The organism is Arthrobacter sp. 210 2 (assembly GCF_059093025.1).
Genome location: NZ_JBNHIE010000002.1, coordinates 391,908 through 418,659, shown reverse-complemented (window position 1 = coordinate 418,659; position 26,752 = coordinate 391,908). Strand labels below are relative to the sequence as shown.

The following is a 26,752-nucleotide window of genomic DNA, read 5'->3' as shown; positions in this document are numbered from 1 at the left end:
CCACCCTCAAGTTCGGATCCAACAAAGTCCGGCCCCTGGCCCCCGCAACCGGACCGGCAAGGATCCGGCTGCGGCGGAGAATAAGGCTACGAGAGGCCCAGTTCGTCCTTGCCAAAGGCGAACAGGTAGGGCACGCCGGTTTCAGCTTCAATCTTTTCCTTGGCTCCCGTATCGCGATCCACGATCACGGCGACAGCCACCACATTGCCGCCGGCTTTGCGGACGCCTTCCACGGCGGTGAGGGCAGAGCCTCCGGTAGTGGAGGTGTCCTCCAGGACCAGTACCTTGCGGCCCTCCACGGAGGGGCCTTCCACCTGGCGCCCCATGCCATAGGACTTCTGGGCCTTCCGGACCACGAAGGCGTCAACGGCACGGCCCGCATCTGCGGCGGCGTGCATGACGGCAGTTCCAACGGGATCCGCGCCCATGGTAAGGCCTCCGGCGCACTCAAAATCGATCCCGGCCTGGTCCGCGAGCGCCAGCATTACCTGTCCCACCAGCTTGGATGCTTCGTGGTGCAGCGTGATCCTGCGGAGGTCGATGTAGTAGTCCGCCTCTGCTCCGCTGGAGAGGATCACCTTGCCGCGGACCACGGCGAGTTCCTTGATCAGTTCGAGCAGGCGGGCGCGGGCGGCTGCAAAGTCTACTGCAGTCTCACTGTGGGAAGTCATGCGCTCCAGTTTAGTAGCGGCCGGACAGTGTGGATGCTTGAGCCCCGTTGACACGGCTGGCTAGTGTGGACCTCATGCGCGAACTCCAGGCCACCATCATCGAAGAAATGGGCGTGCAGCCCCGGATCGATCCCGCAGGGGAGGTGCGCAAACGTGTCGGATTCCTCAAGGACTACCTCAAGGCCACACAGACCAAGGGCTTCGTCCTGGGCATCTCCGGCGGATTGGATTCGTCCCTCGCCGGAAAGCTTGCCCAGCTGGCGGTCGAGGAGCTTGAAGCCGAGGGCGTGGAGGCCAACTTCGTTGCCGTGCGCCTGCCGTACGGGGTGCAGCATGACGAGGAAGACGCCCAGGCCGCGCTCGACTTCATCCAGCCCAAGACCGAGTGGACGTTCAACATCTCCGCCGCCGTGGACGGTTTCGAGGATGAGTTCGAGAAAACCGTGGGAAGCGAAATTTCGGACTTCCACAAGGGCAACACCAAGGCCCGCACCCGGATGATCGCCCAGTATGCCCTTGCCGGCGAGCATAACTACCTGGTGATCGGCACGGACCATGGAGCGGAATCCGTCACCGGCTTCTTCACCAAGTACGGCGACGGCGGCGCGGACATCCTTCCGTTGTTCGGCCTCAACAAGCGGCAGAACCGGGCACTGCTGGCAGAACTCGGCGCCCCTGCACGCGTCTGGGAAAAGGTGCCCACCGCGGACCTGCTCGATGACCGGCCCGGCCGGACGGACGAAGACGAGCTCGGGCTGACGTACGACCAGATCGACGACTACCTGGAGGGCCGCGAGGTTCCGGATGACGTTGCCGAACTGATCGAACAGAAATACCTGCGCACCCGGCACAAGCGCACCGTTCCCGTCAGCATTTTCGACACCTGGTGGAAGCACGAGGGCCCGGAGGAACCGCGGGCCGGACTGTAGGAACCCAGCTGGAAAGTCGCTGAAATTCCCCACCTTTGGGGACGAACGACGGCGCGCCGCACCGGGAAGGTGGGCGCGCCGTCGTCGTTCCCTGGCAAAGGCGGGGAGACTCAGCGGGGCCGCGTCCCCTTTCCCTCCCCACCCAGCTGCTGGGTAATCCGGTGGGCCTCCGCCATCAGGAGGCCGCCCAGTTCTTCCTGGCGGTCGGGCCGGAAGCGCGGCTCGATCCCGGTCAGGGACAGCGCCCACGCGGGCCGGCCGGACGGGTCGAACACCGCAGCGCCCATGCCCCAGCTTCCCTCGAGCACCAGCCCGGGATTCACCGAGTAGCCGTGCAGGCGTGTCCGCGCGAGGTTCTCCCGGACCAGCTCGCGCGGGTGGCCGGCAGCGAAGGCTCCGGCGTGGGCCGTCCACCCGTCCAGCAACTCCTCCTGCTCAGCCTCCGGCAGGAAAGCCATGATGGCCGTTCCGGCGGAGGCGACGCCCAGGGGGAACCGGACCCCCTCGTGCAGCACGAAGGAACGGACCGGGAAGCTTCCCTCCTCCCGCAGCAGGCAGACCGTTTCCCCGCCGCGGCGGATCGAGAAGAAGGCGCTCTCACCGGTGGCTTCGGCCAGCCGGCGAAGGCTGGGGCGGGCGATGTCCTCCAGGGGAAACCGCGCGGACGCCACGGAACCCATCAGGAGGATTTCCGGTCCCAGCACCCAGTTGCCGCTCGCCGCCTCATGGTCCAACAGCCCTTCCGATGCCAGGGAGGACAGCAGCCGGTGGACGGTGGGCCGGGTGAGGCCCGATTCGCGCACCAGGTCCGCCAGTGACATGCCGTCAGCGCTCCGTCCCACCAGCCGTAACAATCCGGCGATGCGGCTGACCACCTGCGCGCCCTGCACGGGAAGATTGCTCATTTTCCACCCCTAGTGTCCATAATATGGAAAGCAACCAGCATATCGTCCACAGTGTAAAAAGCGGTAAAGAGCATGGAAATACACCCCTTGACACCCATCAAGCGACGCCCGTAGCCTCAGTTTCCAGATCACCCATCCACAAAGTGGACAAACGAAATTCTCGATGAGGAGACGCCATGACCAAGCTCCAAGCATCCGCAGCTGATGCCCTCCGGGACGCACTGCAGGACGGTATGACCCTCGCAGTGGGAGGCTTCGGCTTGAGCGGCATTCCGGCCGACCTCATCGAAGCCGTCCGCGATTCCGGCGCCAAGGACCTGACCGTGGTGTCCAACAACATGGGGGTGGACGGGAAGGGCCTGGGCGTCCTGATCGAAGCCGGCCAGGTCCGGAAGGTCATTGCCTCGTACGTTGGGGAAAACAAGCTGTTCGCTGAGCAGTACATTGCCGGCCGCCTCGAAGTGGAGTTCACGCCGCAGGGCACCCTGGCGGAGCGCCTCCGCGCCGGCGGCGCCGGCATTCCCGCCTTCTACACCAAAACGGGCGTGGGCACCCTGGTTGCAGAGGGCAAGCCGCACGAGGTGTTCGACGGCGAAACGTACGTCCGGGAGCGGGCCATCACTGCCGACGTCGCACTGGTCCACGCCCACACTGCCGACACGGACGGCAACCTGATCTACCGGTACACCGCACGGAACTTCAACCCGGTGGTCGCCACGGCAGGCAGGCTCACCATCGCTGAGGCCGAGGTGATCGTGGAGCCCGGTGGGCTCGACCCGAACCACGTGGTGACGCCGGGCGTCTTCGTCCAGCGCCTGGTGCAGGCCACGGACCGGACCAAGGACATCGAGCAGCGCACCGTCCGGCAGCGCCCTGTTCCCGTTGAAACCGAAGCACTGTCCGTCTAAGCGCCCAACACACTGAAGGAGAAACCCATGGCCTGGACCAGGGATGAAATGGCTGCAATCGCAGCCGAGGAACTGAACGACGGCGACTACGTGAACCTGGGCATCGGCATCCCCACGCTCGTGGCCAACAATCTCCCCGAGGGCGTGCGCGTGGTCCTGCAAAGCGAGAACGGCCTGCTGGGCATGGGCCCGTTCCCGTACGAGGGCGAGGAGGACGCAGACCTCATCAACGCCGGCAAGCAGACCGTGACCGTGCTGCCCGGCGGGAGCATCTTCGACTCGGCCACCTCCTTCGGCATGATCCGCGGCGGGCACGTCAAGGTGGCCATCCTGGGGGCCATGCAGGTTTCCGACAACGGGGACCTGGCCAACTGGACCATCCCCGGAAAGATGGTCAAGGGCATGGGCGGTGCCATGGACCTGGTGGCCGGGACGCCCCGGGTTGTGGTCCTCACCGAACACAACGCCAAGGACGGCACCGCGAAGATCGTGCGCGAATGCACACTTCCGTTGACCGGGCTGAGCTGCGTGGACCGGATCATCAGCGACCTTGCCGTCTTCGACCTCGCCAAGAAGGACGACGGCGGGCGGCGGCTCACGCTCACCCGCCTGGCGCCGGGCGTGACCCTCGGCGAGATCCATGACAAGACCGACGCGGAATTCGACATCGCCCTCGAGCGCGAAGGAGCCATCGCATGAGCCTGCAGGAACAGTTCGGCAAGGACGTCCTGATCACCGGATGGGGGCACAGCCGGTTCGGCAAGCTCACCGAGGAGACCCTCGAATCGCTGATTGTCCAGGTGGCAACTGACGCCATCACCACCGCAGGCGTTGAGCCCGGGCAGATCGACGAGATCTATATCGGCCAGTTCAACTCCGGCATGATGCCCCTGGCTTTCCCGTCTTCCCTGGCGCTGCAGGTTTCCCCGGAGCTGGCAAACGTGCCCGCCACCCGGGTTGAGAACGCCTGTGCCTCAGGATCTGCAGCCTTCCAGCAGGGCACCAAGTCCCTGCTGGCCGGCACCGCGAAGACGGTTCTGGTCATCGGGGCAGAGAAGATGACCCACGCCGGAGCCGACGTGGTGGGCGCCGGGCTGCTGGGCGCGGACTACGACATGGCCGGCAAGGCCTCCACCACCGGATTCACCGGCCTCTTCGCCGAGGTGGCCAAGCACTACGCAAAGCGCTACGACGCCGACGGGAAACTGGGGGACGTGCTGGGAACCATCGCCGCGAAAAACCACCGCAACGGCGTGGACAACCCCTACGCGCAGCTCCGCAAGGACCTCGGCGAGGAGTTCTGCCGCACCGTCTCGGACAAGAACCCCATGGTGGCCGACCCGCTGCGCCGCACCGACTGCTCCCCCGTCTCCGACGGCGCGGCCGCCGTCGTGCTGTCCGGCTCATCCACGGGCGGGGCAACTGCGCCCGTGCGGCTTGCCGGATTCGGCCAGGCCAACGACTTCTTCCCCGCCGCGCGCAGGGACCCCACGGCGTTCGAAGCCACGCGGGTGTCCTGGCAGCGCGCCCTGGCGATGGCCGGCGTCGGACTCGAGGACCTGGACTTCGCCGAAGTCCACGACTGCTTCACCATCGCCGAACTGCTCATGTATGAGGCCATGGGGCTCACCGAACCCGGCCAAGGCACGCGCGCCCTCGAGGAAGGCTGGGTGTACAAGGACGGAAAACTGCCCATCAACCTCTCCGGCGGCCTCAAGTCCAAGGGCCACCCGGTCGGCGCCACCGGCGTATCCCAGCATGTCCTGGCCGCAATGCAGCTGACCGGCACCGCCGGCGACATGCAGCAGCTGGGGAACCCGCGCCGCGCCGCCGTCCAGAACATGGGCGGCGTGGGCATCGCCAACTACGTCAGCATCCTCGAAACCGTCTAAAAGCAACGCGGGGTCAGATCCGGCCCTTAAACCTCGGATTATCGGGCCATATCCGACCCCGCGTTGCTGTTACCGGCAGGAGCTACCGGCCGCGGATCAGCGCAGCGATCTCCCCAAAACCGAGCCGCTCGGCGTTCTGCAGGGCGGTACGCCCTTCGGGATCGCGGATGTCGGGGTCCGCCCCGGCTTCGAGGAGCAGGCGCACCACCTCCTGCTGCCGCGGGCCGCCGTCGTTCAGGAGGATGGCCTCCTGCATCGCGGTCCAGCCGAGGTTGTTGACGTGGTTGACCGGAACGCCCGCGGCGATCAGGATGCGGACTGTTTCCACGTGGCCGTGCTCGCTGGCCGGAATCAGGGCAGTGCCGCCGTAACGGTTGATGCTGGCCACGTCCGCACCCGCGGCCAAGGTCAGCTGCAGCACCACGTTGAATCCTTCAGCGCCGGCATAGAGGAACGCGGAATCCTGGATTGAGTCCTTCGCATTGACGTTGCCGCCGCGGCTGATCAGCTCCTTCACAAGAGGCGCGTTGTTGGCCTTCGCGGCGGCAATCAGCTCCTGGTCCAGCTGTGCCTGTTCTTCTGCGGACAGGGCCGGCGGGGACACCGTGGCGTCAGCCGGCGCTGATGGCGTGGGGTCCGGGACGGGTGTCCGGCTGGGAGGTGCCTGGCTGGTGGATGCCGGGTTTGGTGCAACTGCAGTGGACGGCACATCCTGCGGACCGCCCTGCGGTGCCTGGCACGCGGCAAGGAACACCGCCAGCCCGCCGGCGACCACCACAGCCGCACCCCTCAAGCGCCTCATACGGGAAGCCTACTTGGCAGTCCCGGCGCCGGGGATCGCGTTCGCCCCGGCCGTGGCGCAGGCTTCGTCGAGGGTGCCGTCGGGAGCCCCGCCAACGCCGATGCCGGCCACGGACACGCCATTGACCTTCAGCGGAACGCCGCCGGCCAGGAAGAGGGTGCCCGGGAGGTCGGCGATGGAGGGGCCGGTTCCGTTGATCCGCTTGGCGAGTTCGCTGGTGGGGGCACCAAAGGCGGCGGCCGTGTACGCCTTCTGCTTGGCGGCCTCGATGGTGTGTTCTGCTGCGTTGTCACCCCGGAGCAAAGCCTGGACGGTTCCGAACCGGTCCACCAAGGCCACCGTGACAAAGGGAAGCTTGTCCGCCTGGCACTTGGCCAGTGCGGCACTCACGGCAGTGGCCGAGGCCCCCACGCTGATGCGGTTCTGCTGGACGACGGTCTCAGGCGCAGGCGCGATGTCCACGGCAGGGACAGCCACGGGCGCGGAGCCGGTTCCGGCGTTGGCGGCCGCAGTGGCCCCGGCGGTGAGGACGAGTGCGCCGGCGGCTGCTGCGGCAAGTGCTTTGTGGGACTTCTTCATGGTGTCTCCTCGGATCGGCAAACTTTCAGGGTGGATACGGATCAATCCTTCCGGCCGCGCCGGCGCCTGCCATCGGGCCTTCGTCTGGACACTGCTCCGACCAAAGGCCAGCCGTATCAGCCAAATGGCTGAGAGCCCTGCAACGGCGGGGGCAATAGCATGGGAGGGAGCGTTCCCCACCACAGAACGGGACATCCCATGCCTACCCGAGTTCACGGCGCTGCGCCGGCCGCCGCTGCCGCGTCTGCAGACCCGGTCCCCCGGAACCCAGGCCGCCCCGGGCTGGGCAGCATCGACACCGCGGTGCATCTCGGTTTCGCGGTGCTCCTGGTGGCATCCGTGGTCCGTTATGTCATGCGGCACAGCCCCGCGGACAATCTCCTGATCCTGGGCCTGGCTGCGGCAGCCTCCCTGTTGTACGCCGCGGTGGCCGTGCTCGCCGGCCGCGGCAGGCCCGGGATGGCCTGGATGTTCGCGCTGGTGGCCGTCTGGGCGGTCCTGGTGATCGCGGCACCCAGCTTTGCCTGGTGCTCGTTCGCACTCTTTTTCCTTTGCCGCAGCGCGCTGGCCGGAACCGCTGCGTACGTCGCGGCAGGAACCACGGCGGCCGCCACTGCCGCCGGGCTGTTCAAGATGAGCAGCGGCACCGACCTTGCCATGCTGCTGGGGCCGCTGGCCGTTGGCCTCATGCTGACCCTGGTCTATGACCGCATCCAGCACGACGCCGAGGCACAGCGCCGCCTGCACGCGGAGGTTTCGCGCGCCCAGGGGCAGCTGGCCGCCAGCGAGCGCCGGGCCGGCACCATTGCCGAACGCGAACGGGTTTCCCGGGAAATCCACGACACCGTCACGCAGGGACTGGCGAGCAGTTTGCTCCTGCTGGAGGCTGCAGGACGGGCCTGGCCAAGCGCCGCCGCCCAGGCTGAACTCCGGCAGGCCACCACATTGTTGCGGGGGAACCTGTCCGAAACCCGCAGCCTGGTCCACGAGCTTGCCTCCCCCGGCCTGGACTCCTCGCCCCTGCCGGAGGCGCTTCTCCTTGCCGCCAGGCAGTATGTGCCGGAGGCCCGGCTCCTGGTCACCGGCGAGCCGCGGCCCGTTTCCGCCGACGTCCGCCACGCGCTGCTGCGGGTGGTCCAGAGTGCGGCCTCCAATGTCAGGCTGCATGCCTCCGCCAGTGCCGCCACCGTGACCCTCGGCTTCCTCCCGGAGGCCGTCACGCTGGACATTTACGACGACGGCGCCGGCTTTGATCCGGCGGCGGCAGCACCGCCGTCGGACGCCGGAGGCTACGGCCTGCGGGCGATGCGGCAGCGGGTTGAGCAACTGGGCGGCGTCTTCTCGGTGGAGAGCGCCCCGGGCGAAGGCACCATCGTGGCGGCCCAGCTCCCCGCGCCGGCCGCCCGGCAGGATGCGGAGGACAGCGCATGAACGCCATCACTGTACTGCTGGTGGATGACCACCTGGTGGTGCGCAGCGGCCTCCGTGCCCTGCTGGGGACCCAGCCGGATATCGACGTGGTGGCGGAGGCCTCCTCCGGGGAGGAAGCCCTCGAACGGGTCCAGGAGCATTCGCCGGCCGTTGTGGTCATGGACCTGGCCATGGGCCCGGGAATGGACGGCATCGAGGCGATCCGCCGAATCCGCGAACGCAACGGCCGGCAGGCAATCCTGGTCTTCACCACCTACGACTCGGACGCGGACATTGTGCGGGCAGTGGATGCCGGCGCCATGGGGTACCTGCTGAAGGATGCCGCTCCGGAAGAAATCTTCGCGGCCATCCGCGGCGCCGTCCAGGGCAAAAGCGTGATGAGCCCGCCGGTGGCGTCCCGGCTGTTCCAGCAGTTGCGCAACCCGGACGAGATCCTGACTCCCCGGGAAGCCGAACTGCTCAGCCTCCTCACCGAAGGCCTCAGCAACCGCGAACTGGGCCAGCGCCTTTTCATCTCCGAAGCCACCGTCAAAACCCATCTCGCGCACATCTACGCCAAGCTCGGAGTGGAAACCAGGGCGGCCGCAATTGCGACGGCAATACGCCGCGAAGGCATGCGCTGACCAGGTGAAACCGTGTTTACCCTTGCAAGCAGGCCGCCAGCCCCGTACGTTGGGGACAGCGGGGGACGTTCTCCGCACACTCCGGGGTGAAAACCCGGAGAGAGAATCAGAGTCACATGAAGGAATGCAGCCATGGCAACAGGCACAGTTAAATGGTTCAACGCCGAAAAGGGTTTTGGCTTCATTGCCCCCGATGACGGGTCCGCTGACGTTTTCGCCCACTACTCGGCAATCGCCAGCAGCGGCTACCGCTCACTGGACGAAAACCAGAAGGTCGAATTCGATGTGACCCAGGGCCCCAAGGGCCCGCAGGCAGAGAACATCCGCCCGCTCTAAGACTTGGAAAACTCCGGCGGCTGCCGGAGCTACCATCCAGCGGCTTCTCCAGCACTTGTTGGAGGGGCCGCTGTTTTGCGTCCCGGGCTTTCGTTGCCGACCGCACCGGACGCCTTTTTGGGATACTTGAGGCATGACCGGACAAGGCCAGGACAAGGATCCGTGGGAAGAGTTCGATTCCCTTGGGCCCGCCGCGCGGGACCGGGTTCCCGGGCACCCCGGCGGTGAACCCCAGGGGTTTGGTTTCCGCACGGGGGTCCGCAGCGCCCGGGTTGCCGTCGGTTTCGCCACCTACACCCTTGCCCTGGGCACGGTCCTGGCGCTCACCGGCTGCATTGTCTTCATCTCCCAGGAACAGTGGCTGCTGGTGGGCCTGATGCTCCTGATCGAAGCGGTCTTCATCCTGGCGTTCAGCCGGCTGGTGGCCCAAGCCCGTAACCGCCGGCCCCGGAAGGGTACGCCGCGGAACCGCCCGGCCGGCTGACAGGGCCCGTCCCCCTTTCCGCCGCACCCCTTGACCTTGACGCAGCGTCAACCCGTACGCTCGGATCATGGAAGAAACCGGGACCGGAACAGGAAAGGACTGGTCCATCCAGGACGTGGCCAGGATGGCCGGCACCACCAGCCGGACGCTCCGCCACTATCACGACATCGGGTTGCTGAAGCCGAGCCGGGTGGGCAGCAACGGCTACCGCTACTACGACGGCACTGCCCTGGTGCAGCTGCAGCGGATCCTGCTCCTTCGTGGGCTGGGCCTGGGGCTGCCCGCCATCGCGGAGGTCTTCCACCAGCAGACGGATGCCGTGAAGGCGCTGACCCGCCACCTGGAATGGTTGCGGCAGGAGCAGGACAGGCTGTCCCGGCAAATCCTGTCCGTCCGGCAAACGATCGAAACAGCACAAGAAGGAGGCGAACTTATGGCCGAAAAAATGTTCGACGGCTTCGACCACACGCAGTACAAGGACGAGGTGGAGGAACGCTGGGGCAAGGAAGCCTACGCGAAGAGTGATTCCTGGTGGCGGGGAATGGGCGAGGCGGAGAAGCGGGAGTGGAAAACCCGCTCCGAACAGCTGGGGAAGGACTGGCTGGCCGCCGCCGGTTCGGGCGCAGCCCCCGAGAGCCCTGAAGCGCAGGACCTCGCCCGGCGGCACGTCGCATGGTTGGAATGCATCCCCGGTACGCCTGCCGCGGAGAACGGCGGGGACACCAAGGGCTACGTCACCGGACTCGCGGACATGTACGTTGCCGACCCCCGTTTTGCCGCCAATTACGGAGGTGAGGAGGGTGCCGGCTTTGTGCGGGATGCCCTGCGCATCTTCGCTGAAAGGAATCTGTAGGAAGCTGGCTGATCTTTCCGGTCCAGGCCGCGCTGACTACCGCAACGGCCTGGCCAGCCGGTTGCCGGCCACTGCGACGGTGCCGGCGAGAGCTGCCGCGACCATGGCCCTGCGCCCGGCAGTCCGCCATCCGCCGCCCCAGCCTCCACGGATGGAGCCCTTCCGCAGTGCCTCCGACGCCTGGTGCAGGTTTCCGGCAGTGACCGGGGTGGACCGCCGCCGGGAAAGCTGGCTCGTGTCCACCTGGCGCGCAGTGGCGGCCTCGACGGCACCGGGGGTAACACGATGCTGCAGGACGAGCAGCCGTCCGGTCAGTCCTCCCACGACGGTTTCGCGGCGCGGGTGGGCTACCACCTTGACCACGGCCTTCGCCACCCGCTCCGGGGTATATACGGGAGGCATCGCCGAGGCATGGCGGCCGCTGTAGTTGGCTGCATGCTGGTAGAAGGGCGTATCAATGGTGGCTGGAAGGACGCTGCACACCTTGACCCCTGACACTCCGTCGCGTGCCAGTTCCGAACGCAGGCTGACGCTGAGGGCACGGTTTGCGGCCTTGGAGATGGAATACGCCGCGGAGTAGGGCAACGGGATTTCCCCCACAATCGAGGCAACGTTGACCAGGGTGCCCGATCCCTGGGCAATCTGGCGGGCCAGTGCCGCGCGTGCACCGTTGACATAGCCGGAAATATTGATGTCCAGGACGCGCTGGAATTCTTTTGGCGGCACCTCGGACAGCCGGCCGAAGGCACCCACGGCCGCGTTGTTGACCCATACGTCCAGGCGTCCGAACTCCCGGACGGCCCGCGCCGCCAGCTCCTCCACCGCGTCAGGATCAGTGACATCGGTGGGAACCGCAATGGCCTTGGCGCCGCGCTTCCTGCACTCCCTGGCCACTGTTTCGAGGGATTTCGCCCCGCGGGCAGCCAACACCAGCCGTGCACCCTTGCCCGCGAAGCGAAGTGCGGCGGCCCGGCCGATGCCGCTTGAAGCGCCGGTAATAACCACCACAGAATCCTTGACCCGCATCATGATTCCTTCCCGCACCCCCACCGAACGTGGAGCCAGAAAACTAAGTAGGCTTACCTCTTCGATGCTAGCGAGGCACGGCCCGCGGGACAACGTTCCGGCCACCCCTTAAGCGTTGTCAGATGAACGCAGGCTGTCAGGTGAAGGCACCCCTGTCAGGTGAACGCAGAGATGCCGGTGACTGCCCGCCCTACCAGAAGCGAGTTGATCTCGTAGCTGCCTTCGTAGGTGTAGAGGATTTCGGCGTCCCCGAACAGCTTGGCCATTTCGTAGTCGCTGCTGATGCCGTTGCCACCCAGCAGCGAGCGGCCCATCGCCACCGAGGAACGGGCGAGGCGGGTGGTGGTGGCTTTTGCCATGGCGGCCTGCGCCATCTCCAGCGTGCCATCCGCCTGGATCCGCGCCAGCTGCACCATCAGCGAGAGCGACGCCGAGGCGTTGCCCAGGATGTCCGCGAGCTGTTGCTGGACCAGCTGGAATCCCGCCAGTGGCCTGCCGAACTGCCGGCGCTCCAGAGCATACTCCCGGGCAACATCGAAGGCCGCCAGCTGGATCCCCGCCGCCTGCCACCCCACCCAGGCACGCGAATCCCGCAGCAGCCCATTGGCTGAAGCAAAGTCGGCGGCCCCCGGGAGCATGTTGGCAGCCGGAATCCTGACATCCTGCAGCACGATGTCGGCGTTTTGCATGATGCGCAGCCCGATTTTGTTGGAGATCTTGGTGGCCGAGTAGCCGGGACGGTCGGTCTCCACAATGAAGCCTTTGATGGCCTGGTCCGCCTCGTCGCGGGCCCACACCAGCGCGAAGTCGGCGATGGTTCCGGCACCGATCCAGCGTTTTGTCCCGTTCAGGATCCATTCGGAGCCTGCCCGCCGGGCGGAAGCCTCGAGGCCCCTGGAGATGTCCGAGCCGTGGCCGGGCTCCGTCAGGGCGAAGGCGCCCAGCTGGGCGAAGCTCCTGAGGCCGGGCAGCCAGCGGCGCCTCTGCTCGTCGGATCCCAGCTGGCTGACCATGCCGACAATCAGCTCGTTATGGATGCCGGCCAGGGCCGAGAGGGATACATCGGCGCGGGCCAGCTCCACGTACATCAGCCCTTTGAACAGGGCCGAGCTGCCGTCCGCCTGCAGTGCGCCCAGCCCATGCCTTCCCATGTCCGCAAGCAGGCCGAAGGGAAATTCCTCGCGGTTCCAGTATTCGATGGATGCCTGGCGGACGGACGCCTGGAGGAACTCCCGGATGCGGGCATACCGTTCCCGCTCCGGAGGCGGCAGGAGCTCCACGACGTGCATCAGGTCCGCGTCGGGAAACGGCGGCTCGCCGCCGCCACGTCTTTGGGGCTGCACGGGCTACGATCCCTTCCCTCGCCAAACCGTTGGATGTCCTAGTATATTCACAGGCTTTTCGGAAAGGGGCTGGCATGGGTACTCCGTTGTCCCGCGATCCCATTGCTGACGCCCGGCGCAACTGGGAAGAGCATGGCTGGCCGGACGTTGCCGCGCCCATGGCCGCCATAACTGCGGTGATGCGCACCCAGCAGATCCTCCTGGCCAGGATCGAAGCAACACTTAAACCGTTCGGTCTCACGTTTGCCCGCTACGAACTCCTGGCGCTGCTGAGCTTCGCGCGGAAGGGCTCGCTGCCCATGAAGAAGGCCAGCGCCCTGCTCCAGGTCCACCCCACCTCCATCACCAACGCCGTGGACCGGCTTGAACGGGCCGGCCTGGTGGCCCGCTCACCACATCCCACGGACGGCCGCACCACTCTCATCGAGCTCACCGGCGAGGGGCGCAGCCTGGCGAAGCGTTCGACGGCGGCCCTGAACAGTGAGGTGTTCAGCGATCCAGGGTTCAGTCCCGGCGATATTGACGAGTTGATCCGGATCCTCGGGGATTTCCGCCGGAACGCGGGCGACTTCGCCGATTGACGGGAGCCTTCACAGGGTCAGAGCCATGGTCAAACGGAGGTCAGCGCCGGGCCTTCGCCCGCTTGACCCGCCTGGCAACGAGCAGCACCACGGTGACCACCAGGGCGGCGTACACCGCGTAGTTGAGGAACCGGGAGTACTGCTCGATCAGCCGGTACTGGGTGCCCAGCAGGTACCCCAGGCCAATCAGGGCGCCGTTCCACAGCCCACTGCCGGCCAGGGTGTACAGGCTGAAAGTTCCCAGCGGCATCGACGCGGCCCCGGCGGGGAGGGAGATCAGGCTGCGCACCCCCGGAAGGAGCCGGCCGAAGAAAATGGAGGACCTGCCGTGGCGGCGGAACCACCCGGCCGCATGCTCGAAGTCCTCACGGTCCACCAGGGGCAGTTTGGACAGGCCGCGGATGGACCGCTCCAGCCCCAGCTTCGCTCCGAGCCAGTAGAGCAAGAGCGCTCCCAGGTAGGCGCCAAGGGTGCTGGTGACAAAAACGAGGAACAGGTTCAAGGACCCCTGCTTGGCAAGGTACCCGGCGAGCGGCAGGATCACCTCGCTGGGGATGGGCGGCACCACGGTTTCAGCGAGGGTGAACGCGCCCACGCCCCATTCGCCGAGGCTGTCGATGGCCCGCGCGGCAACGCCCACCAGCCCGTCCAGCCCGTCCGTCGGGCTTGCGGCCCCCATTGCTGTAACCAACATCAACTCTCCCCCGATTCCCGCTGCATCGCCTGCGCGACCCCTGCCGGTCTTTTCTACCTTACGGTCCTGAGCACAAGCTGGCAGCCTGGAAAACCCCTACTGTTTCGCGGCCGGCTTGGCCCGTACGTGCATGCGCTCCCCCTGCGTTCCGAACAGGCTCAGGAACTCCACGGCCTTTCCATCGGCCCTGCCAAACCAATGCGGTACCCGGGTGTCGAACTCGGCGGCTTCCCCCGCGCCGAGGACCAGGTCCTGGGTTCCCAGCACCATCCGCAGCTTTCCATTGAGCACGTACAGCCACTCGTAGCCCTCATGCACCTGCGGGTTGGGCTCCTCCAGCGGGCCGGCCGGCAGGATGTGCTTGTAGGCCTGGATGCCGCCAGGCTTCCGGGTCAGCGGAATGATGGTCATGCCCCTCGCCACGATGGGCCGCAGGTGTACGCGGGGGTCACCCATGTCCGGCGCTCCCACCAGCTCGTCCAGCGGGACCTGGTGCGCCTTTGCCAGCGGCAGGAGCAATTCGAGGTTGGGCCGGCGCTGGCCGGATTCGAGCCGGGACAGGGTGCTCACCGAAATCCCGGTTTCCTGCGCCAGCGCTGTCAGCGTGACATCGCGGCTGAGGCGGAGCGCCCGCAGCCGTGGACCAACAGCCGCCAGGACGTCGTCGAGGTTTTCATCCATGCAGGTACTTTGCCATACCGGCAAATTACTTTGCCAACACTTGCGCAGGGGGCACACGATGAATCCATGACTGAAAAGGGAAATACCAAGAGTGCCGATTCCATGTATGACGTCGTGATAGTGGGCGGCGGTGCTGCCGGCTTGAGCGCAGCCCAGATGCTGGGCCGTACCCGACGTTCAGTGGCGGTGGTAGACGGCGGCCAGCCACGGAACGCCCCGGCAGGGGGTGTGCATGGCTTCCTGTCCCGTGACGGCATCGACCCGGCAGAGCTGTTGGCCATCGGGCGTGCCGAGGCGGAGCACTACGGTGCCGTGGTTGTGCGGGGTGAGGTAATGGCCGCCAGCGGCGACGTGCGCCGGGGCTTCGAGGTGACGCTCGACGACGGGAGGCAGCTTCGCGGCCGGCGCCTCCTGCTCGCCACCGGACTGGTGGATGAGCTGCCGGACATTCCGGGGCTTCAGGAGCGGTGGGGCAAGGACGTGCTGCACTGCCCCTTCTGCCATGGCTGGGAGGTGCAGGACCAGGCCATCGGCATCCTCGGCAACGGCCCGTGGTCGGTGCACCAGGCCCTGCTGTTCCGGCAGTGGAGCAGCAACATCACCCTGTTCCTCAATGACAGGACGGATCCCTCGGACGGGGAGCACGAACAGCTGGCCGCCCGCGGGGTCAAGGTAGTGGCAGGCGCCGTGGAAGCGGTGAGGGTGGAAAACGATGCCCTGCGCGGGGTGGCGCTGGCGGGCGGACCGGAGGTGGCGGTGGATGCCGTGGTTGTGGGAGCACGGGTCCATTCCCGCCTCGCGGCGTTTTCCAGCCTGGGCCTGTCCGCCACAGCGCACCCGATGGGCATCGGTGACTACCTCGAAACCGACGCCGATGGCGCCACCGCCGTGCCCGGCGTCTGGGCAGCGGGCAACGTCACGGACCTGAGGGCGCAGGTGCTGGCGTCCGCCGCGGCCGCGGCGTGGACCGCCGTCGTGATCAACAACCACCTGATGGCTGAAGAACTGGACCGCGACGTCAGCGCCTACCGGGAGTCCCTGGCGCTTACCGGTGCCTAAAGTCCGGCTGGCGCTTTTCCGTGAACGCCGCCATGCCTTCTTTCTGGTCTTCCGTGGCAAAGAGGGAATGGAAGAGCCGGCGCTCGAACAGGACCCCCTGGGCGAGCCCGGTTTCGAAGGCGGCGTTCACTGCTTCCTTGGCGGCCATGGCCACGGGCTTGGATTTTCCCGCGATGACTTCGGCGGCTTTGATCGCCTCGGCCACAACGTCCTCGGCAGGCACAACCCGCGACACCAGGCCGCACCGGTCGGCTTCCTCCGCCCCGATGAACCGGCCGGTCAGGATCAGGTCCATCGCCTTGGCCTTGCCCACGGCCCGGGTCAGCCGCTGGGACCCGCCCATGCCGGGGAGGACGCCCAGGTTGATTTCCGGCTGCCCGAACTTGGCGTTGTCCCCGGCGATGATGAGGTCGCACATCATGGCCAGTTCGCACCCTCCGCCGAGGGCAAACCCGGACACCGCGGCGACAGTGGGGATGCGCAGCCGGGTGAAATCCTCCCACCCCCGGAACCAGTCAGCCGCGTACATGTCCATATAGCCCTGGGACGCCATCTCCTTGATGTCGGCGCCGGCGGCGAAGGCTTTGCCTGATCCGGTGATCACCACCGCTCCCACCCCGGGATCAGCATCCATGGCGGTCACGGCCGAAACCAACTCCTCCATGGTGGCCTTGTTCAGCGCATTCAGCGCCTGCGGCCGGTTGAGTGTCACCAGGCCCACCCGGCCCCGCTGCTCCACCAGGATGTTGGCGTACTCCGTCATTCAGGGCTCCCGTCGTCGTGTGCTGTCGTGGCCGGCGCTGCAGGCGTTGCCTGCGCCTTCCCCGGGGCATCCGCGCCCTGGTTTCCGGATTTCTCCCGGATATCGGTGATGATCGCGGAGAAGTCCCGGCCGGCGCCGCCTTCCGCGGCAAACGTATCGTAGATTTCGGCGGCGAGGGGGCCCATCCGACCCGCCACCCCGGTGCTGCGGAGTGCGTTGACCGCGAGGTTGAGGTCCTTGGCCATGAGCGCGCCGGCAAACCCCGGCTGGTAGTCCCGGTTGGCCGGACTGCCGGGAACAGGGCCGGGCACCGGGCAGTTGGTGGTCAGGGCCCAGCACTGCCCGGAAGCGGCCGAGGCAACATCGAAGAGGGCCTGGTGGGTCAGGCCCAGCTTTTCGCCGAGCACGAAGGCCTCGCTGACGGCGATCATGGACACACCCAGGATGAGGTTGTTGCAGACTTTGGCCGCCTGGCCTGCCCCGTGTGCCCCGCAGTGCACCACGCGTTTGCCCATCACCTCCAGCAGCGGGCGGACGGTCTCGAAGTCTTCCGCGTCCGCGCCCACCATGAAGGTGAGGGTTCCGGCTTCGGCGCCCACTACGCCGCCGGAGACCGGGGCGTCCACGGAGCGGTGGCCTGCCTCGATAGCCAGACGCGCCGCCTCGCGTGCCTCGTCAACGTTGATGGTGGAGCAGTCCAGGAACAGGGTCCCGGGAGCGGCTGTTGCCAGCAGGCCCGGCTCCCCGGAGGTTCCGCGGTAGGCGTCGAGCACCTGCTGGCCGCTCTGGAACATGGTCAGCACCACGTCAGCACCCCTCAGTGTCTCCGTGGCGCTGCCCGCAACCGGAATTCCCTGGGCCCTGGCCGCTTCGAGGGCAGCCGGGACCACGTCGAACCCGGACACCCCATAGCCTGCCCTGACCAGGTTCGCGGCCATGGGCCCGCCCATGTGCCCCAGGCCCAGGAAGGCCACGGTGTACTTTTCAGACATGGTCCGTCTCCTCTAGTTGCAGTCCCCCGCCTGCACGGAGGTCCAGTTCCCTGCCGTCCAGCGGTTCGAAAAAGCGGGCAACGTGTTCCGGAAGCACCTCCCCGAGCGTTGGCGGCGTCCAGCGGGGCGTGCGGTCCTTGTCCACCACCTGCGCGCGGATGCCCTCGCGGAAGTCGGGGCCGGACAGGAACCGCAGGCCAACCCTGTACTCCTGGGCCAATGCCTCGTCCAGCGCCAGTGTCCTGGCCCGCCGCAGGGATTCCAGCGTGACCTTGACCGACGTGGGAGACTTCCCTTCGATGGTGTCAGCGGCGTGTGCCGCGTCCGCCGTGCCTTGTCCGTTCCAGCTGCGGAGCCGCCGGACGATGTCCTCGGCGTCGGCGAAGGCATAACAGGCGTCGATCCACTCGCGCTGGCCGGCCAGCACCGAGGGCGGAGGTACGGCAGTAAAGCGTCCGACGGCGTCTTCCGCGCTTTCCTTCTCCAGCGCGGCCACGAGTCCGGGCAGCCGCTCAGACGGGACGTAGTGGTCCGCCAGTCCCAGGTGCAGCGCGTCCGGACCGGTCAGGTGCGCCCCGGTCAGGGCCGCGTGGGTTCCCGCCTCCCCCGGTGCGCGGGCCAGCAGGAAGGTCCCGCCGACGTCGGGGGCGAAGCCGATGGTGGTCTCAGGCATGCCCGTCCGGGTGCGTTCGGTGACCACGCGGACGGACCCGTGGGCGGAAATTCCCACCCCGCCGCCCAGTACCAGCCCGTCCATGAGCGCTACATACGGCTTGGGGTAATGCGCAATCAGGGAATTGACCCGGTACTCCGTCTGCCAGAAAGCTGCGGTCCGGGCACCGCCCTGCGGGATGTCCTCGTAGATTGCCACGATGTCCCCGCCCGCGCAGAGGCCCCGCTCTCCGGCGCCCTGCACCAGGACGGTGGCTACGCCGTCGTCATCGGCCCAGGCGGTCAGCTGCTCCAGGAGCAGGCCCACCATGCCGGCGGTCAGTGCGTTGACTGCCCTGGGCCTGTTGAGGGTGGCCACCGCGAGCCGGCCGCGGCGCTCGAACAGCACGTCGAAACTGCCCGCATCCCCCTGCACCGTGTCCACACGGCCGGAAGTGCCCGCCATCAGCTTCCCTCCGGCATCACGAAGCTGGCCCCGTGGCGTATCCCGGACGGCCAGCGCGTGGTGACGGTCTTCGTCTTGGTGTAGAAGCGGAAGGCGTCCGCGCCGTGCTGGTTCAGGTCGCCGAAGCCGGAGGCTTTCCAGCCGCCAAAGGTGTAATAGGCGAGGGGTACGGGGATGGGAACGTTGATTCCCACCATGCCCACGTCCACCCGGGTGGCGAAATCGCGGGCGGCATCGCCGTCGCGGGTGAAAATGGCTACGCCGTTGCCGTAGGGGTTGTCGGTGCACAGCCGGAGGGCTTCGTCGTAACCGGCCGCCCGGACAACACTGAGGACCGGGCCGAAGATCTCCTCGCGGTAGAGGGCCATGTCCGGGGTGACGTGGTCGAAGAGGGTGGGGCCCACCCAAAAGCCGTCGTCATAGCCCGCTACGCGAAGCCCGCGGCCGTCAGCAAGGAGGGTGGCGCCGTCGTCCACACCTGCCCGGATGCAGCCTTCGATCCGTTCCTTGGCGGCGGCCGTCACCACGGGACCGAAGTCCGTGTCCGCCTCCAGGCTGTGGCCCACCTTGAGGGCCTTCACACGTTCCTGGAGCCTGGCCACCAGCCGGTCAGCGGTGTCCCCGCCCACCGGCACGGCCACGGAGATCGCCATGCAGCGCTCACCCGCGGAGCCGTAGCCGGAACCAATCAGGGCGTCCGCGGCCTGGTCAAGATCCGCGTCCGGCATGACCACCATGTGGTTCTTGGCCCCGCCGAAACACTGGGCCCGTTTGCCGTGCGCGGCAGCTGTGGCGTAGATGTACTGGGCAATGGGTGTGGACCCCACAAAGCCCACCGCCTTGACCCGGGGGTCTTCGAGCAGCGCGTCCACGGCTTCCTTGTCGCCGTTGACCACGTTGAACACCCCGTCCGGCACGCCCGCCTCGCTGTAGAGTTCCGCCAGCCGGAGCGGCACCGAGGGGTCCCGCTCCGAGGGTTTCAGGATGAACGCGTTGCCCGCGGCCAGGGCCGGACCCGACTTCCACAGCGGAATCATGGCGGGAAAGTTGAAGGGGGTTATGCCTGCCACCACGCCCAGCGGCTGGCGGAGCGAATGGATGTCAATGCCCGCGCCTGCGTCGCTGGAGAACTCACCTTTGAGCAGGTGCGGTGCTCCGGCCGCGAACTCCACCACTTCCAGGCCCCGCTGGATGTCTCCCCTGGAATCGGCGAGGGTCTTTCCGTGTTCGGAGGACAAGAGCCGGGCCAGCTCGTCCATGTTGCGGTTGACCAGGTCCACGAAGGCGAGCAGGATCCTTGCCCGCCGTTGCGGGTTCATGGCTGCCCATTCCGCCTGCGCTTTTCCGGCGGTGGCTACCGCGTTCTGCACCTCATCCCGGCCCGCCAGCGGAACCCGGGCCTGGACGCGTCCGGTGCAGGGATCGAAGACGTCGCCGAAGCGGCCTGAAGTTCCGGGGGTCTGCTGACCGCCGACGTAATGGGAGAGCTCGCGCACCATGGCTGATGCTCCTTCGCATGTGGTCCAGGTCATCTCTGGTTGCGAATATACTCGGACTTCCTACTAAGTTCCATCCGCCATTTCCGGCCCTGGAAGCGCCCGCGCAGGCTTCCGCCACGCTTTACCAGCGGTGGTGCCGCCACGGTAAGTTAGGAACTGTGAAGATAGCTACCTGGAATGTGAACTCGCTCCGTGCCCGCGCCGACCGCGTTGAAGCCTGGCTTCAGCGCAGCGATTGCGACGTCCTGGCCATCCAGGAGACCAAGTGCAAGGACGACAACTTTCCATGGGAACTCTTTGAACGGATGGGCTACGAAGTGGCCCACTTTGGCGTGAACCAGTGGAACGGCGTAGCCATCGCTTCCCGCGTGGGGCTCGAAGACGTAGAGCGGACGTTCCTTGACCAGCCCTCCTTCGGCAAGGCCGGCAAGGACCCCGTGCAGGAAGCCCGGGCCATGGCAGCAACGTGCGCAGGCATCCGGATCTGGAGCCTCTATGTTCCCAACGGCCGCTCGCTGGACGACGAACACATGCCGTACAAGCTCAAGTGGCTGGAGAGCCTCAAGACGCACGCGCAGGGACTTGTCACCGAGAACCCCCAGGCCCAGGTTGCGCTGATGGGCGACTGGAACATCGCGCCCTTCGACGACGACGTCTGGGACATCGACCTGTTCGTGAACAACCGGTACACCCACGTCAGCCCTCCGGAGCGTGCCGCATTCCACGCCTTCGAATCCGCCGGCTTCACGGACGTTGTCCGCCCCTACACCCCGGGCCCCGGCGTCTACACATACTGGGACTACACCCAGCTGCGCTTCCCCAAGCGCGAAGGCATGCGGATCGACTTCGTCCTGGCGTCCCCCGCCCTGGCCGGCCGGGTCACCGGCGCCTCGATCGACCGCGAGGAACGCAAGGGCAAGGGCGCCTCGGACCACGCCCCCGTGCTGGTGGAACTGGCGGACTGATGGCAGCCCCCTGGACCCTTCCAAGGAGACCGTGATGACCGGAAACCTCTACCGGGGCCAGGCCGGCCTGCCATTCTCCTCGACCCTGCGCGTCTACGAACCCCTCGACGCGTTCCCGGAAGAGCAACGCCCGGCCATCCAGGCCGCCGGCGCACGCACCGCCTCGCGTGCCGCCGTCGAAAACGCTGAACTGCTGGCATCCCTGGGCCGCATCACGCGCTCCGGCGGTGATCCGTTCCCCACCGGCCGCACCGACCTGGTCCGGGTCACCACGGCGCCGGCTTCCCAGGGCGGAACGTCCGACGACGACGCCGATGCCGAGCCGGTGCTCCTGTACTGTCCCAGCCAGCTGGTCCTGCGGGCGGGGCTGGCGGCCAACGCCCTGATGGAAGGGATCCACGGTCCGCTGGCCGAACTGTTGATCCCCGAGGAGCAGCGGGACCGGCACCAGGAACGGATCGACCTGGTCAAGGCCCGCGACGGTTCCATCCGGGTGCACACGCGGGCGTCCACGTGGGGAATCCCGTTCAGCTGGTTCTCGCTGTTCATGGAGTCGGACCACAAGGACGTTGTGGAGGCCGCCGGGCGGATCCTGACCGTGCGGGTGTGGGCGCCCATCACCGAAGCGTTGGAACGCGCCCGGTACGCGGTGGCCAATCTGGCGCTGGCGGCACCTGACCTGGACATGCTGGACGATCTGGCCCAGCTCACGGAGTGGCTGGAACAGTTCCACGTGGAGTCCATGGTGGAACTGGATTATGGCGCCGTGGCGGACAAGGTGTATCCGGACGATTCCCCCATGGACATCCGGCTGGGCATCGAGTGCCTTGCGGAGGGCGACATGACCGGAGCGGCCGCCGCCTACCGCCGGCTGGCTTCCCGTTGGATCCCCATCCGGCAACTGGCCCGCGCGTCCTGACGGCCGCGCGCCTTAGGGTGTAGCAGGACTGTTAGCCCTGCGGCGGGGCAGTGGTGCGCCGCACGATAAGTTCGTGGGGTGCGACGGCGGACTGGACTGATCCCAGCTGGCCGTCCAGTTCGTCAAGGAGCATCTTGGTGGCCAGCTCCGCCTGCTCATCCGGCCGCTGCCCTACTGTGGTCAGGCCCATGGGATCGGCAAAATCGTGGTTATCGATGCCCACCACCGAGAGGTCCTCCGGCACCCGGACACCAAGCCTGGATGCTTCGAAGATGACCCCCATGGCCATTTCGTCCGAGGCGCAGAAAATAGCGGTTGGTTTGTCGCCCGGCCTGGACCACAGCCTGCGAAGGGCCTCCTGCCCGCTTCGTACAGTGAAGTCGCCCCATTCGTCCCACTCCGGCCGGGTGGGAAGTCCGGCCGCCGTCATCACGTCCTTGAACGCCAGGATACGCACGCGGGGAACATCGAAGTTGAGGTCAGTCTCGTCGTCGCCATGCAACAGGGCGATGTCCCGGTGGCCCAGGTCGATGAGGTGCCGGACTGCTGTTGAGGCGGCGGCGTAGTCATCGATGCCGATGTAGGCGCACTCTTCCACATGGCCGCCCACCACAACAAGCGGGATATCGATCTTCTGCAGGTGGTCCAGCTCTTCGTGCGTCAACGCCATACACAGGACCAGGAGGGCGTCGATCTGCTTGTAGACCATGGTCTTGCTGAACAGCCGTTCCCGGTTGCTGCCGTGCCCGCCCAGGTTGAAGAGGGAGAGGTTGTAGTGCCGGGCATGGAGTTCCCGGTCAGCCCCCTCAATGGCCTTGGAAAAGAACCACCGGCTGACGAACGGGGCCAGAACGCCGATGGTCTTGGTGCGGCCGGTGGCAAGGCCGGAGGCGGACGACGACGCCACGTAGCCCAGGTTCGCGGCAACCTCGAGGATCTTTTCCCGCGTTGCCGGCGAAACCCGGGGCAGTCCCCGGACCGCCCGCGACACGGTGGCAGTTGAGACACCTGCCGCCGCAGCAACGTCCTCAATACTGACGCCGTTGTGGCCGCCCCGTTGGGACCTCTCAGTTGTGCGTGCCACGGTGTCCCCTCAATAACTCCTTGCAGCGTAAGGCGCTCCGCCCTGCGTTACCCCAAACCTTCGTATTTTTGCATCCCGTCCAGGCGCGGCGTTAAACGCAGCGGGATGTGACCGGTTACCTGCGTGCCGGGAGCTTGCGGCGGAGCCGAACCATGCCGTACAGCGCCAGGAGCGTTGCGAGCAGGCCAAGGGCCCAGCCGAGGGCGGGCTGGGCCGTCACCTCCATCCAGACGGTGACGACCAGCAGAACCAGGGCCCAAAAACCGAGGAATCCGATGATGATGTCGAAGTCCTCGCCGGACCTGGCACGCCGGCGGCTGCTTCCCGCCCCCGTGGAGCGGGAACGGGAAGCATCGCCCGTCACTTGACTGCACCTGCCGTCAGGCCGGCCACAATCTTGCGCTGGAAGACCAGCACCAGGATCACCAGCGGAATGGTGACGATGGTGCCCGCGGCCATGATGGCCGTGTACGGGATCTGGTTCGGCTGCGCGCCGGCAAAGCTGGCAATGGCAACCGTGACCGGTTTCGTGGCCTCATTCGACAGCTGGCTGGCGATCAGGAACTCGTTCCAGGAGGAGATGAACGCCAGGATCGCGGTGGTGAAGATGGCCGGTGCTGCCAGGGGCATGATCACCTTCCGGAACGCCTGGCCCTGCGTGCAGCCGTCAACACGGGCTGATTCCTCGAGCTCCCACGGCATCTCGCGGAAGAAGGAGGTCAGGGTGTAGACGGTGAGCGGCAGGACGAAGGAGATGTTCGGGATGATCAGGGCCTGGTAGCTGCCCATCCAGCCGATGTTGGTGAACAGCTGGAACAGCGGGGTGATCAGGGCAACGCCGGGGAACATGGAAGCGCCGAGGATGAAGCCCAGCACCAGGTACTTGAACCGGAAGTTCAGGCGCGCCAGTGCATACGCGGCGAACACACCGATGACCAGCGAGATCACCGTGACAGTGACACCAATAAAAATACTGTTCAGCAGGGCCTGGCCGAACCGGTTTCCGAACGAGGTATCGAAGGCCGTGATGAAGTTGTCCAGCGTCACATGGGTGGGCCAGGGCGTCGTGTCGTAGGTGAAGCCCACTTCACGGAAGGCCGTCACCACCATCCAGTACGCGGGTGCAAGGCACCAGACCAGGATGACGGCGGCGCTGATGTACGTCCTGGCGCTCGCCCACTTTTCACGGGTCTGCGAAGCCTTACGCCCCTTGTCCTGCTCCGCCCGCAATGCCGTTGAGGCAGCTGTGGTTGTCATTTCTTCCCCTTGCCGGTGGCTCCGCTTTGCTCCACAACATTCGCACCAAGGAACCGGACGAAGATAAAGGCGACCAGGAAGATGATGATGAACGTAATGGTGGACAACGCGGCTGCTGAATTAAACCCTTGCCTGATCTGGTTAATCACCAGGATGGACAGCGTAGTGGTGTTGTTGGCACCGCCGGTGAGGATGTACGGAAGGTCAAACATACGCAGCGCGTCCAGGGTACGGAACAGGATGGCGACCATCAGTGCAGGCTTCACAAGCGGCAGGGTGATCAGCCGGAAACGCTGCCAGGCGGTGGTGCCGTCAACCTTTGCGGCTTCATACACTTCGGCAGGGATCATCTGCAGGCCGGCAAGGATGAGCAGCGCCATAAACGGCGTGGTCTTCCAGGTGTCAGCAATGATCACCGCCCATTTTGCGGGCCACTCACTGCCGGTCCACAGGATGGAGACATTGAACAGCTTATTGATGATGCCGTTGAAATCGAACATAAAGAGCCACAGCTGGGCGGTAACGGCGGTAGGGATAGCCCATGGGACGAGCACAGCCGCGCGGACCAGCCCACGGCCCTTGAACGTCCGGGACATGATCATGGCCATCCAGAAACCGAGGACGGTTTCGAAGGCCACAGTAACTACCGTGAACAGGAACGTGGTGCCTGTCGCCGTCCAGAACTGGCCTCCGAGGGTGCCGGGCGGACAAGCGACCGTGCCGCCCCCTTGGGCCGCACACTGCTGCCCCAGCCAGTTCACATAGTTCTGGATGCCCGCCGGGCCGCCGGCCGTAAACAGACCTGTAACCGGATCGAGTCCCGCGTCCTTCTGGAAGGACATGACGATGGCACTGATGATCGGGTAAACGATCACAATACCCAGGGCAATGATGGTCGGGGCAAGAAGCCAGGTGGCCCACTTGCCCTGGCTGAGGATCTTGTTGTCTTCGCCTACACCCTTAGGTCCGTGGTGGACCGGGGCGGCGCCCGACGCCGGCTTGACCGGCGTCGGGCCCAATTCGGTAGCCATGGTTTGCTACGATCCCGCGCCGGCGGTCTCGATCGACTTCTGCATGTCGGACAGCGCATCCTTGGCAGGCTTTTCACCCTTCAGTGCCGCGTAGGCATTTTCCTGGATTGCCTGGGTGACAGCTGGGTAGAACGGCGTCACCGGACGGGGAACAGCGTTCTCGATGGAGGTCTTCAGGACCGGCAGGTACGGCAGCTTGGCAACCAGTTCCTGGTCCTCGTAGAGAGCGCCGAATACCGGAGCCAGGGACCCCTGGGTTGCGAAGAACTTCTGCTGTTCCTCTTCGATCAGGAATTTGACGAAGTCCAGGGCGGTCGCCTTGTGGTCGGAGTAGACGCTGATGGCTGCACTGTGGCCGCCGAGGGACGAGGCACCGGGGCCGTCCGCGCCGGGCAGGGCAGCCATGCCCAGAACGTCCTTCACCTGCGAGGAACCTTCAGTGGTGGCCAGGTTGTACACGTAAGGCCAGTTGCGGAGGAACAGCAGCTTGCCTTCCTGGAAGGCACGGCGGCTTTCCTCTTCCTGGTAAGTGATCGCCTCAGCGGGAATGTTCCCGTTCTTAAAGGCTTCCACCAGGTTGTTCAGGCCTTCTTCAGCTTCCGGGGTGTTCAGGTTCGGCTTGCCCTCGTCATCCAGGACAGAACCGCCGGCAGAGTTGATGGCCTCGGAAGCATTGACAGTGAGGCCTTCATACTGCTTGAACTGGCCTGAGTAGCACCCAATGTTGTTGGCCTTGGCAATGGAGCACATCTCCATCATCTCGGCCCAGGTCTTGGGCGCTTCGGGCACCAGGTCCTTGCGGTAGTAGAGGATGCCGCCATCGGAGGAGACCGGAGCCGCGTAGAGGGTGCCCTTATAGGAACCAGCCTCAACAGTGGGTTCGAGCATGCCCTCGGTTTCCACAGCCATCTTGTCCTTGAGCGGCTGCAGCCACCCCTTGGCTGCGAATTCAGCAGTCCACACAACATCCACGCTGGCAACGTCGTAATCCGCGTTCTTGGCCTGGAAGTTCTGCACGAGGTCATCGTGCTGCTGGTCGGCCTGGTCGGTCTGTTCCTTGAACGTGACCTTCTCGTCAGGGTGGGCAGCGTTCCACTTTTCGATCAGCGGACGCACCACGTTGCTGTTGTCCTTGCCCTGTACGTAGGTGATGGGGCCCCGGCTGTCCAGGTTTGCTTCGGCGTCGGTCCCACCGCCGCCCGTGGTCCCGCCGCCGCCTCCGCCGCCACAGGCAGACAAGGTCAGGGCAAGGACACCGGCAGTGGCAGCCGGAAGAAGGAATCTAGGGGTTTTCATTAGCTTGAAGCTCCTCGCTGAGTGACAAGTAA

General features: G+C 66.2%; 30 protein-coding genes. 13 read left to right on the top strand and 17 right to left on the bottom strand.

Going from position 1 to position 26,752, the window contains the following annotated elements; genetic code table 11:
• Window positions 1-86: 86 nt before the first annotated feature.
• Window positions 87-671, bottom strand: coding sequence for an orotate phosphoribosyltransferase (gene pyrE, locus AC5RWA_RS06390; RefSeq protein WP_494056969.1), 585 nt, complete (start codon window positions 669-671; stop codon window positions 87-89).
• A gap of 74 nt (window positions 672-745) precedes the next feature.
• Here pyrE and nadE point away from each other — a divergent pair, with 74 nt between their 5' ends.
• Window positions 746-1,600 carry an NAD(+) synthase gene (gene nadE / locus AC5RWA_RS06385; protein WP_079598440.1) on the top strand — a complete coding sequence of 285 codons (855 nt, stop codon included), beginning with the start codon at window positions 746-748 and terminating at the stop codon, window positions 1,598-1,600.
• Window positions 1,601-1,710: 110 nt separating this feature from the next.
• On the opposite strand, the gene AC5RWA_RS06380 is transcribed toward nadE, so the two are convergent.
• Window positions 1,711-2,505, bottom strand: coding sequence for an IclR family transcriptional regulator (locus AC5RWA_RS06380; protein WP_494056968.1), 795 nt, complete (start codon window positions 2,503-2,505; stop codon window positions 1,711-1,713).
• Window positions 2,506-2,681: 176 nt separating this feature from the next.
• On the opposite strand from AC5RWA_RS06380, the gene AC5RWA_RS06375 reads away from it, so the two are divergent.
• The 3 genes from AC5RWA_RS06375 to AC5RWA_RS06365 are packed head-to-tail and all read left to right on the top strand — an operon-like array spanning window position 2,682 to window position 5,305.
• On the top strand, window positions 2,682-3,413 hold the full coding sequence (locus AC5RWA_RS06375) for a CoA transferase subunit A (protein WP_494056967.1): 732 nt from the start codon (window positions 2,682-2,684) through the stop codon (window positions 3,411-3,413).
• 27 nt (window positions 3,414-3,440) lie between these two features.
• Window positions 3,441-4,112 carry a CoA transferase subunit B gene (locus AC5RWA_RS06370; protein WP_494056966.1) on the top strand — a complete coding sequence of 224 codons (672 nt, stop codon included), beginning with the start codon at window positions 3,441-3,443 and terminating at the stop codon, window positions 4,110-4,112.
• Window positions 4,109-5,305 (top strand): acetyl-CoA acetyltransferase, encoded by a 1,197-nt coding sequence (locus tag AC5RWA_RS06365; protein ID WP_494056965.1) that lies wholly within the window; start codon window positions 4,109-4,111, stop codon window positions 5,303-5,305. The genes AC5RWA_RS06370 and AC5RWA_RS06365 overlap by 4 nt, the downstream gene beginning before the upstream one ends.
• 82 nt (window positions 5,306-5,387) lie before the next feature.
• Here the strand turns inward: AC5RWA_RS06365 and AC5RWA_RS06360 are convergent, their stop codons facing one another.
• Both AC5RWA_RS06360 and AC5RWA_RS06355 read right to left on the bottom strand, forming a co-directional pair.
• Complete coding sequence (locus tag AC5RWA_RS06360) at window positions 5,388-6,107, bottom strand: ankyrin repeat domain-containing protein (RefSeq protein WP_494056964.1); 720 nt, start codon at window positions 6,105-6,107, stop codon at window positions 5,388-5,390.
• A 9-nt stretch (window positions 6,108-6,116) separates the two neighbouring features.
• Window positions 6,117-6,686: a GlcG/HbpS family heme-binding protein gene (locus AC5RWA_RS06355; protein WP_494056963.1), complete on the bottom strand. Its 570-nt coding sequence runs from the start codon at window positions 6,684-6,686 to the stop codon at window positions 6,117-6,119.
• Between the two features lie 198 nt (window positions 6,687-6,884).
• Between AC5RWA_RS06355 and AC5RWA_RS06350 the strand changes: the two genes are divergently transcribed.
• From AC5RWA_RS06350 to AC5RWA_RS06330, 5 genes are all read left to right on the top strand, one after another.
• Window positions 6,885-8,117, top strand: coding sequence for a sensor histidine kinase (locus tag AC5RWA_RS06350; RefSeq protein WP_115526246.1), 1,233 nt, complete (start codon window positions 6,885-6,887; stop codon window positions 8,115-8,117).
• Window positions 8,114-8,740, top strand: coding sequence for a response regulator (locus AC5RWA_RS06345; RefSeq protein ID WP_079598421.1), 627 nt, complete (start codon window positions 8,114-8,116; stop codon window positions 8,738-8,740). The genes AC5RWA_RS06350 and AC5RWA_RS06345 overlap by 4 nt, the downstream gene beginning before the upstream one ends.
• Before the next feature lie 132 nt (window positions 8,741-8,872).
• On the top strand, window positions 8,873-9,076 hold the full coding sequence (locus AC5RWA_RS06340) for a cold-shock protein (RefSeq protein WP_013599688.1): 204 nt from the start codon (window positions 8,873-8,875) through the stop codon (window positions 9,074-9,076).
• A 133-nt stretch (window positions 9,077-9,209) separates the two neighbouring features.
• On the top strand, window positions 9,210-9,560 hold the full coding sequence (locus tag AC5RWA_RS06335) for a hypothetical protein (RefSeq protein WP_115526248.1): 351 nt from the start codon (window positions 9,210-9,212) through the stop codon (window positions 9,558-9,560).
• Window positions 9,561-9,627: 67 nt separating this feature from the next.
• On the top strand, window positions 9,628-10,413 hold the full coding sequence (locus AC5RWA_RS06330; protein WP_494056962.1) for a MerR family transcriptional regulator: 786 nt from the start codon (window positions 9,628-9,630) through the stop codon (window positions 10,411-10,413).
• 36 nt (window positions 10,414-10,449) lie between these two features.
• Here the strand turns inward: AC5RWA_RS06330 and AC5RWA_RS06325 are convergent, their stop codons facing one another.
• Window positions 10,450-11,439: an SDR family oxidoreductase gene (locus AC5RWA_RS06325; RefSeq protein WP_494056961.1), complete on the bottom strand. Its 990-nt coding sequence runs from the start codon at window positions 11,437-11,439 to the stop codon at window positions 10,450-10,452.
• A gap of 155 nt (window positions 11,440-11,594) precedes the next feature.
• Entirely contained in the window at window positions 11,595-12,728 is a 1,134-nt protein-coding gene (locus AC5RWA_RS06320; protein ID WP_494057077.1) for an acyl-CoA dehydrogenase family protein, read from the bottom strand.
• Between the two features lie 128 nt (window positions 12,729-12,856).
• On the opposite strand from AC5RWA_RS06320, the gene AC5RWA_RS06315 reads away from it, so the two are divergent.
• Window positions 12,857-13,363 carry a MarR family winged helix-turn-helix transcriptional regulator gene (locus AC5RWA_RS06315; protein ID WP_494056960.1) on the top strand — a complete coding sequence of 169 codons (507 nt, stop codon included), beginning with the start codon at window positions 12,857-12,859 and terminating at the stop codon, window positions 13,361-13,363.
• Window positions 13,364-13,403: 40 nt separating this feature from the next.
• Here the strand turns inward: AC5RWA_RS06315 and AC5RWA_RS06310 are convergent, their stop codons facing one another.
• Both AC5RWA_RS06310 and AC5RWA_RS06305 read right to left on the bottom strand, forming a co-directional pair.
• On the bottom strand, window positions 13,404-14,057 hold the full coding sequence (locus AC5RWA_RS06310) for a DedA family protein (protein ID WP_494056959.1): 654 nt from the start codon (window positions 14,055-14,057) through the stop codon (window positions 13,404-13,406).
• A gap of 96 nt (window positions 14,058-14,153) precedes the next feature.
• Window positions 14,154-14,738, bottom strand: coding sequence for a helix-turn-helix domain-containing protein (locus tag AC5RWA_RS06305; protein ID WP_494056958.1), 585 nt, complete (start codon window positions 14,736-14,738; stop codon window positions 14,154-14,156).
• A gap of 66 nt (window positions 14,739-14,804) precedes the next feature.
• On the opposite strand from AC5RWA_RS06305, the gene AC5RWA_RS06300 reads away from it, so the two are divergent.
• Window positions 14,805-15,797 (top strand): NAD(P)/FAD-dependent oxidoreductase, encoded by a 993-nt coding sequence (locus tag AC5RWA_RS06300; protein ID WP_494056957.1) that lies wholly within the window; start codon window positions 14,805-14,807, stop codon window positions 15,795-15,797.
• Here AC5RWA_RS06300 and AC5RWA_RS06295 read toward each other — a convergent pair.
• From AC5RWA_RS06295 to AC5RWA_RS06280, 4 genes are read right to left on the bottom strand one after another with little or no spacing between them, the layout of a single operon-like run.
• Window positions 15,784-16,560 (bottom strand): enoyl-CoA hydratase, encoded by a 777-nt coding sequence (locus tag AC5RWA_RS06295; RefSeq protein WP_494056956.1) that lies wholly within the window; start codon window positions 16,558-16,560, stop codon window positions 15,784-15,786. The two genes, AC5RWA_RS06300 and AC5RWA_RS06295, sit on opposite strands and share 14 nt — an antisense overlap.
• Window positions 16,557-17,552: a 3-hydroxyisobutyrate dehydrogenase gene (mmsB, locus tag AC5RWA_RS06290; protein ID WP_079598413.1), complete on the bottom strand. Its 996-nt coding sequence runs from the start codon at window positions 17,550-17,552 to the stop codon at window positions 16,557-16,559. Before mmsB ends, AC5RWA_RS06295 begins: the two co-directional genes overlap by 4 nt.
• Window positions 17,545-18,669 carry an enoyl-CoA hydratase/isomerase family protein gene (locus tag AC5RWA_RS06285; protein ID WP_494056955.1) on the bottom strand — a complete coding sequence of 375 codons (1,125 nt, stop codon included), beginning with the start codon at window positions 18,667-18,669 and terminating at the stop codon, window positions 17,545-17,547. Before AC5RWA_RS06285 ends, mmsB begins: the two co-directional genes overlap by 8 nt.
• Entirely contained in the window at window positions 18,669-20,168 is a 1,500-nt protein-coding gene (locus tag AC5RWA_RS06280) for a CoA-acylating methylmalonate-semialdehyde dehydrogenase (protein ID WP_494056954.1), read from the bottom strand. The genes AC5RWA_RS06285 and AC5RWA_RS06280 overlap by 1 nt, the downstream gene beginning before the upstream one ends.
• 158 nt (window positions 20,169-20,326) lie before the next feature.
• Between AC5RWA_RS06280 and AC5RWA_RS06275 the strand changes: the two genes are divergently transcribed.
• Window positions 20,327-21,133 (top strand): exodeoxyribonuclease III, encoded by an 807-nt coding sequence (locus tag AC5RWA_RS06275; protein WP_115526259.1) that lies wholly within the window; start codon window positions 20,327-20,329, stop codon window positions 21,131-21,133.
• A gap of 34 nt (window positions 21,134-21,167) precedes the next feature.
• Window positions 21,168-22,052 carry a DUF8083 family protein gene (locus AC5RWA_RS06270; RefSeq protein ID WP_494056953.1) on the top strand — a complete coding sequence of 295 codons (885 nt, stop codon included), beginning with the start codon at window positions 21,168-21,170 and terminating at the stop codon, window positions 22,050-22,052.
• Window positions 22,053-22,083: 31 nt separating this feature from the next.
• Here AC5RWA_RS06270 and AC5RWA_RS06265 read toward each other — a convergent pair whose 3' ends face one another.
• The 5 genes from AC5RWA_RS06265 to AC5RWA_RS06245 form a co-directional block, all read right to left on the bottom strand.
• On the bottom strand, window positions 22,084-23,136 hold the full coding sequence (locus AC5RWA_RS06265) for a LacI family DNA-binding transcriptional regulator (protein WP_079598408.1): 1,053 nt from the start codon (window positions 23,134-23,136) through the stop codon (window positions 22,084-22,086).
• A 115-nt stretch (window positions 23,137-23,251) separates the two neighbouring features.
• On the bottom strand, window positions 23,252-23,500 hold the full coding sequence (locus AC5RWA_RS06260) for a hypothetical protein (protein ID WP_079598407.1): 249 nt from the start codon (window positions 23,498-23,500) through the stop codon (window positions 23,252-23,254).
• The gene (locus AC5RWA_RS06255; protein ID WP_079598406.1) at window positions 23,497-24,393 is read right to left on the bottom strand and encodes a carbohydrate ABC transporter permease; all 897 of its coding nucleotides are present in this window, start codon (window positions 24,391-24,393) and stop codon (window positions 23,497-23,499) included. The genes AC5RWA_RS06260 and AC5RWA_RS06255 overlap by 4 nt, the downstream gene beginning before the upstream one ends.
• Entirely contained in the window at window positions 24,390-25,424 is a 1,035-nt protein-coding gene (locus AC5RWA_RS06250) for a carbohydrate ABC transporter permease (RefSeq protein WP_079598405.1), read from the bottom strand. Before AC5RWA_RS06250 ends, AC5RWA_RS06255 begins: the two co-directional genes overlap by 4 nt.
• A gap of 6 nt (window positions 25,425-25,430) precedes the next feature.
• On the bottom strand, window positions 25,431-26,720 hold the full coding sequence (locus AC5RWA_RS06245) for an ABC transporter substrate-binding protein (RefSeq protein ID WP_079598404.1): 1,290 nt from the start codon (window positions 26,718-26,720) through the stop codon (window positions 25,431-25,433).
• Between the last annotated feature and the right edge of the window lie 32 nt (window positions 26,721-26,752).